18 protein-coding genes are annotated in these 16,948 nt (G+C 72.3%); 6 read left to right on the top strand and 12 right to left on the bottom strand.

The genetic code is table 11. The features are described 5' to 3' along the window. Positions 1-6 precede the first annotated feature (6 nt). From MUY22_RS30715 to MUY22_RS30745, 7 genes are all read right to left on the bottom strand, one after another. Positions 7-1,851, bottom strand: a complete 1,845-nt coding sequence (locus tag MUY22_RS30715; protein ID WP_247064205.1) for a glycoside hydrolase family 5 protein — start codon at positions 1,849-1,851, stop codon at positions 7-9. A 79-nt stretch (positions 1,852-1,930) separates the two neighbouring features. After that, entirely contained in the window at positions 1,931-2,665 is a 735-nt protein-coding gene (locus MUY22_RS30720) for a cupin domain-containing protein (RefSeq protein ID WP_247050374.1), read from the bottom strand. A gap of 15 nt (positions 2,666-2,680) precedes the next feature. Continuing rightward, a complete protein-coding gene (locus tag MUY22_RS30725) occupies positions 2,681-3,244 on the bottom strand; it encodes a TetR/AcrR family transcriptional regulator (RefSeq protein WP_247050376.1) in 564 nt (187 codons plus the stop codon). A gap of 450 nt (positions 3,245-3,694) precedes the next feature. Beyond that, positions 3,695-4,270 (bottom strand): PadR family transcriptional regulator, encoded by a 576-nt coding sequence (locus MUY22_RS30730; protein WP_247050378.1) that lies wholly within the window; start codon positions 4,268-4,270, stop codon positions 3,695-3,697. 34 nt (positions 4,271-4,304) lie between these two features. Next, positions 4,305-4,700: a nuclear transport factor 2 family protein gene (locus MUY22_RS30735; protein ID WP_305879315.1), complete on the bottom strand. Its 396-nt coding sequence runs from the start codon at positions 4,698-4,700 to the stop codon at positions 4,305-4,307. Between the two features lie 51 nt (positions 4,701-4,751). Next, positions 4,752-5,012 (bottom strand): hypothetical protein, encoded by a 261-nt coding sequence (locus tag MUY22_RS30740; RefSeq protein ID WP_247050380.1) that lies wholly within the window; start codon positions 5,010-5,012, stop codon positions 4,752-4,754. A 110-nt stretch (positions 5,013-5,122) separates the two neighbouring features. Continuing rightward, the gene (locus tag MUY22_RS30745; protein ID WP_247050383.1) at positions 5,123-6,031 is read right to left on the bottom strand and encodes an SDR family NAD(P)-dependent oxidoreductase; all 909 of its coding nucleotides are present in this window, start codon (positions 6,029-6,031) and stop codon (positions 5,123-5,125) included. Between the two features lie 133 nt (positions 6,032-6,164). On the opposite strand from MUY22_RS30745, the gene MUY22_RS30750 reads away from it, so the two are divergent. Then, positions 6,165-6,830, top strand: a complete 666-nt coding sequence (locus tag MUY22_RS30750) for a TetR/AcrR family transcriptional regulator (protein ID WP_247050385.1) — start codon at positions 6,165-6,167, stop codon at positions 6,828-6,830. Here MUY22_RS30750 and MUY22_RS30755 read toward each other — a convergent pair. Beyond that, positions 6,827-7,411, bottom strand: a complete 585-nt coding sequence (locus MUY22_RS30755; protein ID WP_247050387.1) for a TetR family transcriptional regulator — start codon at positions 7,409-7,411, stop codon at positions 6,827-6,829. The genes MUY22_RS30750 and MUY22_RS30755 overlap by 4 nt on opposite strands. 107 nt (positions 7,412-7,518) lie before the next feature. On the opposite strand from MUY22_RS30755, the gene MUY22_RS30760 reads away from it, so the two are divergent. Further along, complete coding sequence (locus MUY22_RS30760; protein WP_247050388.1) at positions 7,519-8,415, top strand: SDR family oxidoreductase; 897 nt, start codon at positions 7,519-7,521, stop codon at positions 8,413-8,415. 3 nt (positions 8,416-8,418) lie between these two features. On the opposite strand, the gene MUY22_RS30765 is transcribed toward MUY22_RS30760, so the two are convergent. Further along, the gene (locus MUY22_RS30765) at positions 8,419-9,144 is read right to left on the bottom strand and encodes a helix-turn-helix transcriptional regulator (protein WP_247050390.1); all 726 of its coding nucleotides are present in this window, start codon (positions 9,142-9,144) and stop codon (positions 8,419-8,421) included. 53 nt (positions 9,145-9,197) lie between these two features. On the opposite strand from MUY22_RS30765, the gene MUY22_RS30770 reads away from it, so the two are divergent. Further along, complete coding sequence (locus MUY22_RS30770) at positions 9,198-10,469, top strand: MFS transporter (protein WP_247050392.1); 1,272 nt, start codon at positions 9,198-9,200, stop codon at positions 10,467-10,469. Here MUY22_RS30770 and MUY22_RS49510 read toward each other — a convergent pair. Continuing rightward, complete coding sequence (locus MUY22_RS49510; RefSeq protein ID WP_256474703.1) at positions 10,459-10,593, bottom strand: hypothetical protein; 135 nt, start codon at positions 10,591-10,593, stop codon at positions 10,459-10,461. The genes MUY22_RS30770 and MUY22_RS49510 overlap by 11 nt on opposite strands. A gap of 266 nt (positions 10,594-10,859) precedes the next feature. On the opposite strand from MUY22_RS49510, the gene MUY22_RS30775 reads away from it, so the two are divergent. Together MUY22_RS30775 and MUY22_RS30780 are read left to right on the top strand one after the other, a co-directional pair. Further along, positions 10,860-12,488 (top strand): GMC family oxidoreductase, encoded by a 1,629-nt coding sequence (locus tag MUY22_RS30775; RefSeq protein ID WP_247050393.1) that lies wholly within the window; start codon positions 10,860-10,862, stop codon positions 12,486-12,488. Positions 12,489-12,502: 14 nt separating this feature from the next. Next, complete coding sequence (locus MUY22_RS30780) at positions 12,503-14,077, top strand: succinic semialdehyde dehydrogenase (RefSeq protein WP_247050395.1); 1,575 nt, start codon at positions 12,503-12,505, stop codon at positions 14,075-14,077. Here the strand turns inward: MUY22_RS30780 and MUY22_RS30785 are convergent. Then, complete coding sequence (locus MUY22_RS30785; RefSeq protein ID WP_247050397.1) at positions 14,070-14,591, bottom strand: ABATE domain-containing protein; 522 nt, start codon at positions 14,589-14,591, stop codon at positions 14,070-14,072. The genes MUY22_RS30780 and MUY22_RS30785 overlap by 8 nt on opposite strands. A gap of 72 nt (positions 14,592-14,663) precedes the next feature. Here MUY22_RS30785 and MUY22_RS30790 point away from each other — a divergent pair, with 72 nt between their 5' ends. Further along, positions 14,664-15,833, top strand: a complete 1,170-nt coding sequence (locus MUY22_RS30790; protein ID WP_247050399.1) for an MFS transporter — start codon at positions 14,664-14,666, stop codon at positions 15,831-15,833. Positions 15,834-16,092: 259 nt separating this feature from the next. On the opposite strand, the gene MUY22_RS30795 is transcribed toward MUY22_RS30790, so the two are convergent. Beyond that, complete coding sequence (locus MUY22_RS30795) at positions 16,093-16,947, bottom strand: SDR family oxidoreductase (RefSeq protein WP_247050401.1); 855 nt, start codon at positions 16,945-16,947, stop codon at positions 16,093-16,095. Position 16,948 lies beyond the last annotated feature (1 nt).

A 16,948-nucleotide genomic window follows, 5' to 3' on the forward strand; every position in this document is an offset into this window, starting at 1 on the left:
CCCGGTTCAGGAGCGGCAGAGCAGCGCGTCCGGCGTCCGGTTCGAGCCGACGCGGCCGGTGTAGGCCACCCCGGCGACGTACTCGCCCGGGGCGCACTGGCCCTTGTAGCTGCCCGAGGCGAAGTCGCCCCCGAGGTCGCCGGCCGGGCGGTTGTCGCCGCGGTCGAACCAGACCGTGCGGCCGGTGCGGCCCAGCGGGGTCGCCGACTTGCCGCACAGCACGGCCGAGACCGCCGCACCCTGCACGCTGTAGCCGACCACCGCGTGGACGGCCGGGCACTGCAGCTTGGTGTAACCGGACGCCCAGTCCGTGTCCACAAAGGACTCGTCGCGGACTGCCGCGTACCCGGACGGCACCGGGAGCGTGCCCGCGCACAGGCCGCGGTTGCCGGTGTGGGCGAGACCGGTGAGGCGCTGGCCGTCGGGGCAGACGCCCTTGCGCGCGCCGGGATTCCAGTCCGGCAGCGCGCGGACCGCGCGGGACTCCTGGAAGTCGCCGTAGTCCAGGTTCAGCATCGACCAGCGGCCGGCCTGCGGGATCGGGCCGGTGCGCGACGGCGCGCCCACCAGCCGCTGCCACGCCGGGCCGCGCCAGTCCCGGCCGTCGAGCACGTCGATGCGGTTCCCGGCGCTGTCCCACGCGAGCAGCGACCAGCCGTCGCCCGTGCCACCGGTCTGGAAGCCGACCGCGGGCCAGTAGGCGAAGTCCGTGTCGGTCTCGGCGAGGTAGTTCACGAAGGTCTCGAAGAACGCGCGGGACGCCGGGTCGGTGGTGTTGCGGCCCTCGCCGAACTCGCTGATCCACAGCGGCGCGGTGTAGTGCTTGCCGGTGTCCTGCTCGACGAAGAACGCCTGCCGGTACAGGGTGTCGCGCAGCTCCTGGGGTGACAGGTCGCGGTAACGCGGGTCGTGGGTTTCGCCGATGCCGGTCGCGCCGGAGTGGTTCGGCCCGGTGTAGCCGTAGAAGTGCGCCGAATAGACCAGCTTCCCGGAGTCCACGAGCGTGTGCGACAGCGTCCGGGCGGGTTCGAGGGTGGGCCGGCCGTGCGCGAAGCCGTCGATCGGCAGGCCGGTCCAGTTGATGCCCTCGACGATCATCAGCAGGTCCGGGTTCGCCTCGGTCAGGATGCGGTCGGCGACCTGCTGGCTCGCGCGCTGCCAGTCCTTGTCGTTGCCCCAGCCCCAGTTGGGGTCGTCGAAGGTGTTGCGGCGGACCTCGTTGTACAGGTCGGCGCCGGCCACCCGCTTGTTCGCGGCGTAGCGCCGCGCCATGAACAGCCAGTCGTCCTGCCACTGCTGCTCGGTCTGCGCGGTGTTCCAGCGCTCGTTGCCGTCGAGACCGCAGCACCAGCGCGACGTCGTGGTGTGGTTGTTGAGGATCACGGCGAACCCGCGCGCGGTCAGCCGCTCGACGACGCGGTCGTAGACCTGCAGTGGCGTCTTGCCGCGCAGGTCCGGGTTGGCCGGCAGGTCGGGCACCGGCGTCGCGTCGTGGATCATCGCGTTGGAGAACTGCAGCCGCACGCTGGTGAGGCCCAGCTGCGCGAGCCCGTCGATGACGGTGTCGATCGACGCGCGGTCGAGCCCGAGCGGCGTCTGGTAGGCGATCTCGCCGGCGTGGTGGTTGGCCGGATCGCCGACGTCGCCCGACCCGGTCCAGGTGCCGCTCGCGCCGTGCCAGTTGGCGGCCTTCAGCTTGAACCGGTTGCCCGCCGCGTCGACGATGTAGCGGCCGCGGGTGCTGAGCGGGCCGGCCCAGGGCGCCGGATCCGCGTGGGCGGGATCCGGCGCCGCCGCGGAGATCGGGGCGACGACGCCGGTGGCCAGCAACGCGGTGAGCAGCGCACTCATGATCCTCACGCGCGGAGGCTAACGGGTGTTTCGCCCGGTTGTATACCGGCAGCCGGGTGCGGGCCCGCCGTTCGTCGGGTCAGCTCTCGAGCGGGGTCAGGCTGGGGGTTTCGCCCGGCCCGACGGGGAAGCAGGCCAGGAAGGTGACGCCGTCCCCCTGCGCGTCGAAGCGCGCGATGCGGGCCGCTTCGGGCTCGTAGAAGACGTCCCCGGGCGTGAGCACCGATTCCGGCTCGCCGTCGATCTGGTAGACGGCCGAACCGGTTTCGATGCTGCCGAAGACGGGTCCATTGTGGACGTGCAGCCCGGTGCCGAAGTCCGGCGCGATGGTGATGCGGCGCAGCTCGACGTAGTCGACCACGCGCGGTTCGGGGAGCCGCTGCTCCAGCACGAGCGTGCGCGTGACGGGCTCGGCCGGGACGGCCACGGGTTCGGCGGCGCTCACCGGTTCGGCGAACTCCGCCGTGGTCCCGTCTTCGGGGAGTTCCTCGATGGCGAGGTGCGTCATCGACGTGGTGTCGGTGGCACCGTGCCAGTGCCATTCGCCAGGAGCGACGCGGACGGTGTCGCCGGGCCGGATCAGCTGGGCCGGACCGCCCCGGCGCTGGACGTAGCCGGTGCCTTCGGTGACGACGAGCACCTGGCCGAGCGGGTGCCGGTGCCAGCGCGTACGCGCACCGGGGGCGAACTGCACGCGGTCGACCTGGGTGCGAGACGGCCCTTCGGGGACGGCGAGCGAGGTGACCCAAGCACTGCCGGTGATGACGTCGGCGGGCGCGGCGGCGGTGGCGGACGGAACGTGACGGACGTGCACGGGAACTCCCCAGGTTCAACGGGTGTGGGCGGCGAGCAGCGAAAGGACGCCGGAGACGGCTTGGTCGAACGGTCCGGGTGCGGCGGCGGCGCGAGCCAGCACGTACCCGCCCTGCAGCACGGCGACGATGGTGGCGGCGAGCGCGGCGGTGTCCAGCGCGGCAGGCAGTTCTTGCGCGGCCCGGCCTTCGTCGAGGACCGCGGCGAGTTTGGCTTGCAGGAGAGTGAGGGTTTCGTCGACCGGAGCCCGCAGCTGCGGGTCGGCCACGATGTCGGGATCCTGCGTGAGCCGGCCGATGGGGCAGCCCCGCAGCACTTCGCGCTCACGACGCAGGTACGCGGTGACCCGTTCGACGGCGGTCCCGGGCCCGCGCAGCTGAGCGTCGGCCGCGGCGAGCAGCTCATCGGCACTACGCCGCACGGCGGCCAGCGCCAGCTCCCGCTTGCCGGCGAAGTGGTGGTACATGCTGCCCTGCCCGGCACCCGCGCGCTGCTGGATGGCTTTGGGGCTGGTGCCCACGTAACCGCGTTCCCACAACAGTTCCCGGGTGCTGTCGATCAGCTGGTCTCTCGTCCCCATAGGTCGCACTGTACATACTAGTAGGTACAGAATCAATAGAGTGGGCCTGCGCCCGGGCTCGCCGTTGGTCGTGTTGGCCGCTCCGGTCAGCGTGTTTGCTGTTGGCGGTAGGGCCGTCGGCTGCGAACAGCCACCTCGGCCGCAGATGGCAACTCGGTCGCCGGGGTGGTCAACGCGGCATCCGAAGCGGCCGACACGGCGACCGGAAGGGCCGACACGGCAACCGGAGCGGCCGACACGGTGACAGAAGGGCTAACACGGTGACCCGCGCGGCCGACACGGCAACCGGAGTGGCCAACACGGCAACCGGAGCGGCCAAGCGGCCAAGACGGCGTCCGGAGTGGCCAACTCGGCGACTGGAGCGGCCAACTCGGCAACCGGAGCGGCCAACTTCGCGTCCGGAGTGGCCAACACCGCGGCTGGAAGGCGCGCAACGAAACCGTCGTGTGGTCAGGGTTTTGTCGGTTGCCTCACCTGCGTGCGGAGGTCCAGGGTGCGGAGGGCCTGCCGGCACCAGCGGAGGTTCTCGTGCTCGAATGACAAGCCGCGCATCAGCGTCAGGTACGGTCCGATCCGCTCCGCCTCCACCAGGTAGTCGTCTTCGAAGCGGCCGTCCAGCAGGCGTGTGCGGAGCTTCTCGTAGCGGGCGATCTTCGCCTCCGCCGCGGTCGCCCGCTCCTCGAGTGCGGTTCGGACGGCCGGTTCGTCGCCCGCATCCACGGCCTGGACCTGCACCATCAGCTCGTCGCGGATCGTGCCGGGGCGGGGTGGAGCGGCCGTGAACTCGTGCAACGCCTCCCGGCCGGCTTCGGTCAGCGAGAACAGGCGCTTGTCGGGGCGTCGTTCCTGGTGGACGACCCGGGCGTGCACCAGGCCGGCGGCCGCCATCCGGTCCAGTTCGCGGTAGAGCTGCTGCGGGGTGGCCATCCAGAAGTTCGCCACGGACGCGTCGAACACCTTCGCGAGGTCGTAGCCCGACGCCTCGCCTTCGAGCAGCGCGGCCATCAGCGCGTTCCGCAGTGCCACCGGGTTCCCCTCCGTGAGCTAGTCAACGAATTGACTAGGCGCCGACGGCCTCGCGCTGGATCTGCTCGAACTGTGCGGCCATCGCGGCCGAGAGCGCCTGGGCGGCCGAGAGCGGGCGCACCATCACCGTGAACTCGTCGATCAGGCCGTTCTCGTCCAGGTGCAGGAAATCGCAGCCCTCGACCGCGGTGTCGCCGATCCGGGCCTCGAAGACGAGGGCGTGGTCCCGGCCCCCGCCACCGTCGAGCTCCCGGACGTACCGGAAGTCCTCGAACACCCGGAGCACGCCGCGCAGGATCGCGGCGGTGATCGCCTTGCCCGGGTACGGCCGGAACGCCACCGGGCTCCGGAACACCACCTCCGGCGCCAGCGCGGCCGCCATGGCCTCGGGATCACGTGCCTCGACGGCCTGCCGGAAGCTGCTGCTCACATCGCACCTCGGGTAGTCAAAAAGTTGAGTACCCGTCCAGCTTAGAGGGTGCTACTCCGGCATGGTCACCGGATCGCGTTCGGACTCGGTCGTCCACAGCCAGGCGTCGTGCAGCGCGGCGATGAGCCGCTCGTCGTCCTCTTCGCTGGGCTCGTCGCCGACCGGCAGCCAGGTCTCCTCGGCCGGTGCGCCGTCCAGCTCGCGCCGGAGCACGATCCCGGTGTACTCGAACTCCGCGTCCGGGTCCGGATCGAGACTGACATGACGTGGCTGAGCGGCCACATCGACCCGCCGAGCTCGACGTTCGCTCATCGGCACCCCAGCCTTCCCGCGCGATACTGGACAGTCGCTGCGGCACCGGGACTCGTTACAACCGTGAGGGTAGAAATACCCTCGTGCGAGATGAATTCACCGGGTAGGGGTCACCCGACGGGGTACTCGACGGCCGTGAGCTCCTCCGAAACCTGCCACAGACGCCGCTGAAGCGCCAGGTCGTGGGACTGCGGGCTCGAGGCGACGACCTCCGGGTCGCCGCGGTAGCCGCCCAGCCCGTCGGGTCCGTAGTACTGGCCGCCGAGGGCGCCGGGGTCGGTGGCGGCACGCAGGATCGGCAGCGAGCCCCGCGCCGAGTCCTGGGTGAACAGGGGCGCGACCGCGGCGAAGACCCCGCGGAGGGCGGCGGGGGAGTTGCGCATCAGCTCGGTGCGGGCGACGCCCGGGTGGGCGGCGAGGGCGGCCGTGGTGCCGTGCGGCGCGAGCCGGCGCTGCAGCTCGTACCCGAACAGCAGGTTGGCGAGCTTGGACTGGCCGTAGGCCGCGACGCGGTCGTAGGAGTTCTCCCACTGCAGGTCGTCGAAGTGGATCGCGGCGCGGAGGCGGTGGGCGATGCTGGCGACCGCCACGACCCGCGAACCGGGGACCGGCAGCAGGAGGTCCAGCAGCAGGCCGGTGAGCGCGAAGTGCCCGAGGTGGTTCGTGCCGAACTGCAGCTCGAAGCCTTCGCGGGTGGTCTGCCGCGGCGGGTACATCACGCCGGCGTTGTTGATCAGCAGGTCGATCTTCGGCAACGCCGTGTGCAGCTCGGCCGCGGCGGTGCGCACCGACTCCAGTGACGCCAGGTCCAGCTCCTGCACGGTGACGTCGGCGCCGGCGCCGAAGCGGGCCGCCGCCTGCTTGCCCTTTTCGACGTCGCGGACGGCCAGCACCACCGACGCGCCGCGCTCGGCGAGCACCTGGGCGGTCTCGAAGCCGAGGCCGGTGTTGGCGCCGGTCACGACGGCCACGCGGCCCGTCTGGTCCGGGACGTCGCGGGCGGTCCAGTGTTCGGCCATGTCGGTCGCTCCTTCGGGTTCGGCCCTTGCGGACCGGCGGTCTGTTATGTCTCCGACGTTAAAGAACCGTCGGTCTATTGTCAAGAGACTGCCGGTCTTTAACTCCGGGTGCAAGACGGTTACCCTGTGTCGCATGACGTTCCAGCGGGCGCGCAGCGCGGAGCAGCGGGAGGAACGGCGCCGCAAGATCCTCGACACGGCGCTGGTGATGCTCGACGAGATGCCGGTGGCCGAGGTGAGCCTCAACGAGCTCAGCCGCCGGGTCGGGCTGGCCAAGTCGAACGTGCTGCGGTACTTCGAATCCCGCGAGGCCGTGCTGTTCGAGCTGCTGGACCAGGCACTGGGGGACTGGCTGCCCGACGTGGCGGCCGAGCTGGCCGCCGGCGTCGATCCCGGCCGGTCCGTGCGGGAGCGCGGTGACCGGCTGGCGGCGATCGTGGCGAATTCGCTGGCCGGGCGCACCGTGCTGTGCGACCTCATCAGCGCGCAGGCCGGTGTCCTGGAGCACAACGTCTCCGTCGACGTCGTCGTGCGCTACAAGCGATCCGCGCTCGCGAGCCTCGACGCCATGGTCGAGCTCTTCGCCCGGCACGTGCCGGAGGTCGGGGCCGCGGCGAAGCAGGTGTGCCTGCTGGCCATGATCCTGGCCGGTGGCCTCTCGACGCACTGCCGGCCCTCGGCCAGCACGCTCGCCGCGTACGCGACGGACCCGGCGCTCGCCGAGCTGCGGATCGACCTGGCCGCCTCCCTGGAACACGGCCTCGCCCTGCTGATCTCGGGGGCCGTGGCGCGGGGTTAGCCCGCCGGCGTGGGGCTCGCGCTGGTCAGGGCGCGCAGTTCGGCCAAGACGTCGTCGGCGATGTCGGCCAGCGACCGCTCCTCGCCGTCGCGGATCCACTGCGTGAACGCGATCCCGAACACCGCGGTGACCGACTGCCCGGCCAGCGAGGCCGCCGGATCGGCGACGCCCCGCGCGCGGAAGGCGTCGGCGAGCGTGGTGGCGAGGACGGCCATCTTGTGCAGTTCCCGTTCCTGCAGCGCGGGATTCCGGTCGATGACGGACTGGCGGGTGCGGGAGTGCGGCCGGCGCTCGTCCGGGAAGAAGGTGGACGCGGACTGCAGTGCGCCGGCGACGACCTCGATCGGCGACGCGTCCGGCGGCGCGGCCTCCATGCCGCTGAGGAACGCCTGCGCGAACAGCTCCTGCCCGTGGAAGAGCGCCTCGCGCTTGTCGGCGAAGTGGCGGAAGAACGTGCGCTCGGTCAGGCCGACGGACTGGGCGATCTCCGCCGCCGTCGTCTCTTCGAACCCGCGGGTGGCGAACAGCTCGAGCGCGGCCCGCTGCAGCCGCTCCGGGGTTCCCGGTTCCCAACGCACCATGCCGTCGAGTCTAGGTGATGACAGCGACTGACTTCGGGAGTACGTTGATGTCAGTCACCGACGTCAGTCGCTGACATCGAGTTCGACCACAGAGGGAGTTACACCTCATGCGCGTTTTCGTCACCGGAGCCTCCGGCTGGATCGGCTCCGCCGTCGTCGACGAACTGCTCGCCACCGGCCACGAGGTCACCGGGCTCGCCCGGTCCGACGCCTCCGCCGCGGCCCTCGAAGCCAAGGGCGTCCGGGTCCGCCGCGGCGACCTCGACGACCTCGACGGCATCCGGGCCGGCGCCGAGGCCGCCGAAGCCGTCATCCACCTGGCCAACAAGCACGACTTCGCGAACCCGGCCGTGTCGAGCGCGGCCGAACGGGGCGCCGTCCAGACCATCGGCGACGCGCTCGCCGGCACCGGCCGCCCGTTCCTGCTGGCGTCGGGGATCGCCGCGCTCACCCAGGGCCGGCCCGCCACCGAGGCCGACGCGTCCCCGTTCCACGGCCTGGAAAGCCCGCGCGGCGGCAGTGAGAACCTCGCGCTCGAGTTCGCCGGCCGCGGCGTGCACCCGGTGAGCCTGCGGTTCTCGCCGACCGTCCACGGCACCGCCGACCACGGGTTCATCGCGGTCCTCACCGCGATCGCCCGGGAGAAGGGCGTTTCCGGCTACCCCGGCGACGGGACCAACCGCTGGGCCGCCGTGCACGTGACCGACGCCGCCCGGATGACCGTCCTCGGCCTGGAGAAGGCGCCCGCGGGCAGCCGCCTGCACGCCGTCGCCGAAGAAGGCGTGCCGACGCGCGAGATCGCGGAGGCCATCGGCCGCGCGTACGACCTGCCCGTCGCCTCCATCGCGGCCGGGGACGTCCAGGACCACTACGGCTGGATCGGCGGCTTCTTCGCCATGGACCTCGCCGCGACCAGCACGCAGACGCGCGAGCTGCTCGGCTGGACGCCCACCGGGCCGACCCTCGTCGAGGACCTGGACGCCGGCGCGTACGGCACCAAGTAGCCGCTAACCGCCGGCGGCCGCGGCGCGGTAGGTGCCGGGGGTCTGGCCCATGGTCCGGGTGAAGGTGTCGACGAAGGCGCTGGTGGTGGCCCAGCCGCAGCGGTGCGCGGTCTCCGTGACGGTGCTTCCCGCGGTGAGCTCGAGCATGGCCTGGAAGACCCGGGTGGTGGTGCGCCACTGGGGGTACGTCGTGCCGAACTCGCCGCGGAAGAGCCGCGCGAGGTGACGGTCGCTCGCGCCGACCTGACGGGCGAGCCAGGTGATGGTCCGCGGGCTCGCGAGGTCGTCGGTCACCAGCCGGCAGGCGTGGGCCAGCCGGGGGTCGCGGGCGCGGGGGAGCGTCAGCGGGGCGACGTGGGCGCGGCGGACGCGGTCGTGGATCACGGCCCGCAGCCGGCGTGCCTCGCCCGGCGCCAGGCCGGGTTCGGTGGCGGCGATCAGCAGTTCGCGCAGCAGCCCGGAAACGGCGATGACCGTGGGCGAATCGCCGGGGAGCAGCGCTTCCTGCGTCGCGAAGGCGAGGGTGTGGACCTCGGCGTGCCCGTGGACGCGGTGCTCGTGCCAGGTGCGGGCGGGAATCCAGGCGGCGCGGTGGGCGCCGGCGGCCCACGTCCCGTGGTCGGTGTGGACGGCGAGGACCCCGCTGCTCACGTAGATGAGCTGGTGCTCCTCGTGCCGGTGCCGGGTGATGACCTCACCCGGGTGGTGCCGATGGCGGGTTTGCGACACGAGGTGGCAGTTTATCGGAAGTCTGCCGGGTGGATGCCGACCATCGTGGAGGGATGACCCCTGTCGTGCCGCCCCGGTTCCGGGACCGCCTGCGCAGCGTCGTCGCGGACACCCGGCCGCTGGCCGTGCCCGCGTTCCGGCGGACGTTCCTCGGGCAGAGCACCGCCGTCATCGGCATGACCGTCACCGCGGTCGCCGTCCCGGTGCAGCTGTACGCGCTGACGCGGTCGTCGCTGGTCGTCGGGCTCGGCGGCCTGGTCGGGTTCGTCCCGATCGTCGTGTTCGGCCTCTACGGCGGCGCGGTCGCCGACGCCGTCGACCGGCGGAAGCTGTACCTGCTGACGTCACTCGTCACGTGGGTCGTGACGCTCGCGCTGCTGGCCCAGAGCGTCCTGGGGGTGCGGTCGCCGGCGCTGATCCTCGCGCTGGTCGCCGTCCAGTCGGGCGGGTTCGCCGTCTCCGCGTCCGTCCGCAGCGCGATGGTGCCGCTGCTGGTGCCCGCCGAGTACATCCCCGCGGCCAACGCGCTGAACTACACGGCCGGCAGCGTCGGTCAGGTGGTGGGGCCGCTCGTCGCGGGTGTCCTCATCGGACTTCCGGGCGGCTTCGGCTGGGCTTACGGCGCCGACGCCGTGCTGTTCGCGGCGGCGTTGTACGCGGCCTTCCGCCTGCCGTCCTTCCCGTCGGCGGCCCCGGCCGGGCGTCCCGGCCTGCGATCGGTGCTCGAAGGCCTGCGGTTCCTCGGCGGGAACCCGGTCCTGCTGATGTCGTTCGCCGTCGACATCGCCGCGATGGCGCTGGCGATGCCGGAGGCGCTGTTCCCGCAGGCCGCCGCCACCCGGTTCCACGGCGGCGTCGGCCCGCTGTATTCGGCGATCGCCGTCGGCTCGATCCTGGCCGGCTCGCTGAGCGGGTGGATCGGCCGGGTGCGCCGGCAAGGCGTCGCGCTGACGTGCGCCGTCGCCTGCTGGGCGGCCGCCGTTGCCGCCGCGGGGTTCGTGCACAGCCTCTGGGCCGCCGTCGCGCTGCTGGTCCTCGCCGGGGCGGCCGACCTGGTCAGCGTCGTCTACCGGCAGACGATCCTGCAGACCTACGTGCCGGACCGGATGCGCGGCCGGCTCCAGGGCGTCTACACGGTCGTGGTCTCGGGCGGCCCGCGCCTGGGCGACGTCCGGGCGGGCGCCATGGCCGCCGCGACGACGTTGACGATCGCCTGGTCGGGGGCGGCGCTGCTCTGCGTCGTCGTGGTCGTCGCCGGGGCGCTGAGCGTGCGGCCGTTCTGGCGCTACGACAGCCGGGACCATGCCGGGGAAGTCAGAACCTGACCTGGCCGAGGAGCTCGCCGGCGACGGTGTGCAAGGTGTCGTCACGCTCTTCGGACACCCCGACGTCGACGGCGTCCGGCGTGACCGGGCGGCCGACCCCGGCGGTCCGCAGGGCGCCGGGCACGTGGCCCCGGCGAGCAGGGCCAGGCAGAGCAGAGAGCGCACCATGAAGGGAAGTCAGCGCGCCGGCCCGGTCCGAGAGGCGGAATGGATCAACCTCACGGCGTGGTGGACGCCCTCGTCGTGGACGTGCGCGAGCCGTGGTCCGGCCGATCGCGCCCCACCAGGGGCCCGGGGGGACATTGCGCGTCGTGGGCGAACGCTATACGGTGACGCCAGAACTAGAACAGGTTATAGTTTCTGGGTGGCGGGCCGGACCGAGGAGCGGACATGGCGAACAAGGCGCCGCGCGGCGACGAAGCCGACTACGTGGTCGTCGGGTCGGGGAGTTCGGGGGCCGCGATCGCTGGGCGGCTGGCGGCGTCGGGCGCGAGCGTGATCGTGCTCGAAGCCGGCAAGACCGACGAGAAGCTGCTGCTCAAGAAACCGGGCCTCGTCGGACCCCTGCATGCCGTGCCCCAGCTCAAGAAACCCTTCGACTGGGGCTACTACTCGGTGCCGCAGAAGCACGCCCTCGACCGCCGGATGCCGGTGCCGCGGGGCAAGGTCGTCGGCGGCTCCAGCTCCATCAACGGCATGGTCTACGTCCGCGGCAACCGCGCCAACTTCGACTCCTGGGCCGCCGAGGGCAACACCGGCTGGGACGCCGACAGCGTCAACGCCGCGTACAAGCGGATGGAAGACTTCGAAGACGGCGAGAACGCGTTCCGGGGCGCGGGCGGGCCGATCCGGGTCACCCGCAACAAGAGTCCCGAAGAGGGCGCCCTGCAGTTCATCCAGGCCACCGCCGACACCGTCGGCTGCAAGATCCTCGACGACTACAACGGCGAGTCGCAGGAAGGCGTCAGCCGGATGCAGCAGAACGCCGCCGACGGCCTGCGCTACAGCGCCTCGCGCGGCTACCTCCACCACCTCGCGGCCCCGACGCTGCAGCTGCAGTCCGGCGTGCTGGCCAAGAAGGTCGTCATCGAGAACGGCCGCGCGACCGGCGTCGAGGTCGTCGACGCCGACGGCACCCAGCGCACGATCCGCGCCGGCAAGGAGGTCGTCCTCTCCGCCGGGTTCGTCGGGTCCGCGCAGCTCCTCATGCTGTCGGGCGTCGGCCACGCCGAGCACCTCCGGGAGCACGGCATCGACGTCGTCGCGGACCTGCCGGTCGGCGACAACCTGCACGACCACATGTTCCACGCGCTGACCTTCCACGTGACGTCGAGCCGCAACTCCGGCACGCCGGCCTACTTCGCGCGCGGCCTGGTCAAGGAGCTGCTCCGGCCCGGGACGACCTTCCTCGCGAACTCGGTGTTCGAGGCGGTCGCGTTCCTCAAGACGTCCCAGGCCGACGCGGTGCCCGACCTCCAGCTGCACCTGCTGCCGTGGGCGTACGTCTCGCCGAACCAGGACGCGCCGATCCGGCACGACGTCGACAAGCGCACCGCGCTCACCGTGCTCACGACGCTGATCTACCCGAAGAGCCGCGGCACGCTGCGGCTGGCGTCGGCGGATCCTGCCGCCGCCCCGCTGATCGACCCCCAGTACCTCGCCGACCCGGCCGACCTCGAGGTGCTCGGCGAGGGTTCGGAGCTGGCGCGCGAGATCTTCGCGTCGAAGGCGTTCAACGGCGCGGTCAAGGAAGAGATCCACCCGGGCCCGGCGCTGACGGGCCAGGCCCTGCGCGACGCCATCCTCAACCGCGCGACGTCGGTCTACCACGGCGTCGGCACCTGCCGGATGGGCGTCGACGAGCTCGCGGTCGTCGGCCCCGACCTCAAGGTCCGCGGCGTCGAGGCGCTGCGGGTCTGCGACGCCTCGATCATGCCGTCGATCACCGGCGGCAACACGAACGCCCCCAGCATCATGATCGGCGAGATGGGCGCGCACCTCGTCCTCTCCGGCAACTGACGGGAAGTGCGACCATGACCCTCACCCCGCTCGGGATCACCCGGCCGGCGTCGGCGACGGACGCGTTCCTGAAGGGGCTCGTGGCCCGCGTGCCGGGCACCTCCGGCGCGACTTGGAAGCTGACCGAGGTCTACACCGGCGAGACGCTCGTCGAGCTGCCGCAGTCGGCGCCGGCCGACATCGAACGGGCGTTCGCCGTCGCGCGCGAGGCGCAGCGCAAGTGGGCCGCCACCCCGCTCAAGCAGCGGCTCGCGGTGTTCAAGCGGGCGCACACGCTCTTCGTCGACCAGGCGCGGATCGTCACCGACCTCATCCAGGCCGAGAGCGGCAAGAACCGACGGATGGCGATCGAGGAGACCTGCGACCCGGCGATGGTGATGAGCCACTACCTCCGGCGGGCCGCGAAGCTGCTGGCGCCGACCAAGCGCGGCGGGCCGGTGCCGCTGCTGACGACGTCGACCGAGATCCGGCAGCCCAAGGGCGTCGTCGGCATCATCGCGCCGTGGAACTTCCCGTTCGCCACCGGCATTTCCGACGCCGTGCCGGCGCTGATGGCCGGCAACGCCGTCGTGCTGAAGCCCGACAACAAGACGGCCCTTTCGCCGCTCTACGGCATCCAGCTGCTGGAGGAAGCCGGCCTGCCGAAGGGGTTGTTCCAGGTGGTGTGCGGCGAGGGCCCGGACGTCGGCCCGACACTGATCGACCACGCCGACTACGTGATGTTCACCGGCTCCACGGCCACCGGCCGGGTGATCGGCGAGCGGGCCGGGCGCAATCTCATCGGCTGTTGCCTCGAGCTCGGCGGCAAGAACCCGATGATCGTGCTCGACGACGCCGACCTCGCGGAAGCCGCGCAGGGCGCGATCTTCGGCGCGTTCGGCAACACCGGCCAGATCTGCATGCACATCGAGCGGATCTACCTGCCGGAGTCCCGCTACGCCGAGTTCACGAAGGCGTTCGTGGCCAAGACGCAGGCTCTCGACGTCCGCGCGGCCTACGACTTCGGCCCCGACATGGGCTCGCTGGTGTCCGTGGACCACATGCGCCGCGTCAAGGAGCACGTCGACGACGCCGTCTCGAAGGGCGCCACGGTGCTCTGCGGCGGCAAGCCGCGGCCCGATCTCGGCCCGGCGTTCTTCGAGCCGACGATCCTCGAAGGCGTCACGAAGGACATGCTCTGCGGCGTCACCGAAACCTTCGGACCCGTTGTGGCGCTGCACGAGTACGGCACGGTCGACGAAGCCGTGGCGCTGGCCAACGACACCGACTACGGCCTCAACGCCTCGGTCTGGGGCAGTGACCTCGACGCCGCCCGGGCCGTCGCCGCGCGCCTGGAATCGGGCAACGTCAACATCAACGACATCCTCGCCACCGCGTTCGCCGCCAAGGGAACGCCGTCGGGCGGGGTGAAGAACTCCGGCGTCGGCGCCCGCCACGGCGATCAGGGCCTGCTCAAGTACACCGACGTGCAGAACCTGGCCGTGCTCAAGAAGCAGGTCATGGGGCCGAAGCCGGGCCAGGACCACGAGAAGTACGTCCAGAGCATGCTTTCCGGGCTGAAGCTGATGCGGAAGCTGCGCATCAGGTGACTTCCGCGCTCCTGCGACGCCGGTAGTTCGCCGACTTCGTCTTGGTCCCGCAGGTCGTCATGCCGCACCACCGGCGACGTCCCGCGTGCGACGCGTCGAGGAACAGGCGGCTGCAGTCGGGGTGCGCGCATTCGCGGATCCGGTCGGCGTGCGGGCCGGCGAGCAGGTCGATGGCGTCGCGGGCGAGCGAGGACAACGCCTGGTCCATGTCGCCGCGGTACTCGACCGCCGTCCCGGTCCACCGCGGTACCAACGGCGGCCCGGCCGCGAAGTCGTTGAGCCGGGCCCGGTCGGCGTGGTTCGCGGTGCGGCACAAGCGGTTGACGACCTCGCGGAGGTCGACGGTCCGGCGCAGCCCGGCGTCGTCGACGGCGGCGGGGGAGTAGCCCGCCTCGGCCAGCCAGCGCGTGACGTCCCCGGGGGCTGTGAGCAGCTCGCGGGGGTGCTCGTGGTGGCGGACCTGCAGGGTCGTCGTCAGGTCCAGGCTGGGCCGGCCGCTGAGGAAGGTGAACACGTCACCATATTGACCGGTGACGCACCTCTCTGACAAGGTGGCGTCACCAGTCAAGGGGGTGACGGGGGTGTGATGTCCGGCTTGGCGCGGTACCTGACGGCGGCGGTGCTGGTCCGCGGGGCCGACAGCGGCGCCACGGTCGGGCTGGTGCTGCTCGCCGCCGACCAGCACCAACCGGCGGCGGTGGGCGGCCTGCTCGTCGCCGCGCTCAACGCGCCGCACCTGCTCGGGCCGTGGCTGGCGGCCCGGCTGGACCGGGCCCGCGAGCCCCGGCGGCTGCTGGCGGCGTCCTACCTGGTCTACGGTCTGGCCCTGGCCGCAGGCGCGCTGGCGCTCGGCCGGACGTCGCTGGTCGTGACGGTGCCGCTGGTGGCCGTCGCCGGGTGCTGCGGGCCGCTGCTGACCGGCGGGCTGAGCAGCGTGCTCGACGACCTCGGCCCGAACCGGCGCCGGCAGGGCTGGGACGCGTTGTCCTACGGGATCGGCGGCACCCTCGGCCCCGCGGCGACGGCCGGGCTCGCCGGGGTGACCGGCCCCGTCGACGCGCTGCTCGGGCTGGCGACCGCGGCCCTGGTCGCGGCCGGCCTGGCACTGACGTTGCCGCTCGGCACCGGGCGGACGCCCCGTGAAGCCCTGGGCCTGCGCGCCGGGCTCGGGATGCTGGTGACGCGCCCGCCGCTGCGCCGCGTCACGGTGCTGACGCTGCTGGGCGCGGTCGAGCTGGGCGCGCTGCCGGTGGTCGCCGTCGCGTTCGGCCGGGACCTGCACGGCACGGCGACCGCGGGCGCCGCGCTGACCGTGGCCTACGGCGCGGGCAGCCTCCTGGGCTCGGCACTGGTGACGGTGTGGCCGTTGCGCGGCGAACCCGAGGTGCAGGCGGTCCGGCTGTTCGCCGCGATGGCCGTGGTGACGGCGGTGTGCGCACTGGCGCCGGGGTACGGCCTCGCGGTCGCGGGGTTCGCCGCGCTGGGCGTGGCGAACGCGACGTCCTTCACCGCGACGCTGGCCTCCCGCAGCGCTTATGCCCCGGCGGGCGCGCAGGCCCAGGTGTTCGTGACGAGCGCCGGGCTGAAGGTCGCGATGGCGGCGGTGGGAGCGGCCCTCGCCGGCACGGCGAGCGGCCTCGGCGGCCGAGCGTTGCTGCTGGGAGCGGCGGCGATCACCGGCCTGGCCGTGCTCGCGGCCCTGGCGGACCGGTGGCTCACGACCAGGCGGCTCGTCGCCGCCGGTTCGACGGACTGACGGTCCGTGTCGCCGGATGGCTGTTTTGCTTCCGTGGCAACGGTTTTAAATGCGCGCGAATTGGCATCCGCTTTGGTGGAGTGGCGTGCCAACGGGTTCGACTGCCGGTGAACCGGCGCGGCTTGCTCTGCGCCGCGCATCCGGCGACCGGCCCGGTTCAGGCTGATCGGCACCGGTGGGCGCGGCCCAAGCCGGTGACCGGGCGCGGCGTGGCCGGTAGGTGTCTCCTACGGCCACGCCCGCACCGCCGTCCAGGGGCTCAGCCCTTGACGAGGGCCGCGACCGCGTCGGCCAACGGGGTCGTCGGGCGGCCGATCAGCGTGCTCAGGTCGCCGCTCGTGGTGGTCAGTTCGCCTTCGCGGATGCCGCGGTCGGCGTCGGTCAGCATGTCGGCCACCGGGTCGGGCAGGCCCGCCGCGACGAGGAGCTTCCGGTGCTCCTCCGGCGGGACGTCCTGGTACGTCACGGAAGTCCCGGACGCCTCGGTGATCGCCGCGGCGAAGTCGGCGTAGCTCCATGTGTTGTCGCCCGCCAGCTCGTACGTCTTCCCGGCGTGGCCGTCTTCGGTCAGGACGGCGACCGCCGCCTGTGCGAAGTCGAGCCGGGGGACGGCGCCGAGACGGCCGTCGCCCGCGCTGCCCGCGAACGAGCCGGTGGACAGGGCCTGCTGCACCGTCGCCGCGTAGTTCTCGGTGTACCAGCCGTTGCGCAGGACGGTGAACGGGATGCCCGCCTCGTGGATCAGCCGCTCGGTCGCCTTGTGGTCGGGCGCGACGAAGATCTTCGTCGTGTCGGCGTACAGGACGCTCGTGTAGCCGAGGTGGCGCACGCCGGCCTCGCGGGCGGCGTCGATGACGGCCTGGTGCTGCGCGAGCCGCTGGCCGGGCGTGCTGCTGGAGATCAGCAGGACCTTCTCCGCACCCGCGAAGGCCGCCGTGAGGGTCTCGGGCCGGTCGTAGTCGGCCTCGCGGACCTGCACGCCGCGGGCGGCGAGGTCGTCGGCCTTCCGCGGGTCGCGCACCGCGGCGACGACCTGATCGGGCGAGGTCTTCTCGAGCAGGCCGTCCACGACCAGGCGGCCGAGATGTCCGGTGGCGCCGGTGACCACGATCATG

Source organism: Amycolatopsis sp. WQ 127309, from assembly GCF_023023025.1.
Lineage (GTDB): Bacteria > Actinomycetota > Actinomycetes > Mycobacteriales > Pseudonocardiaceae > Amycolatopsis.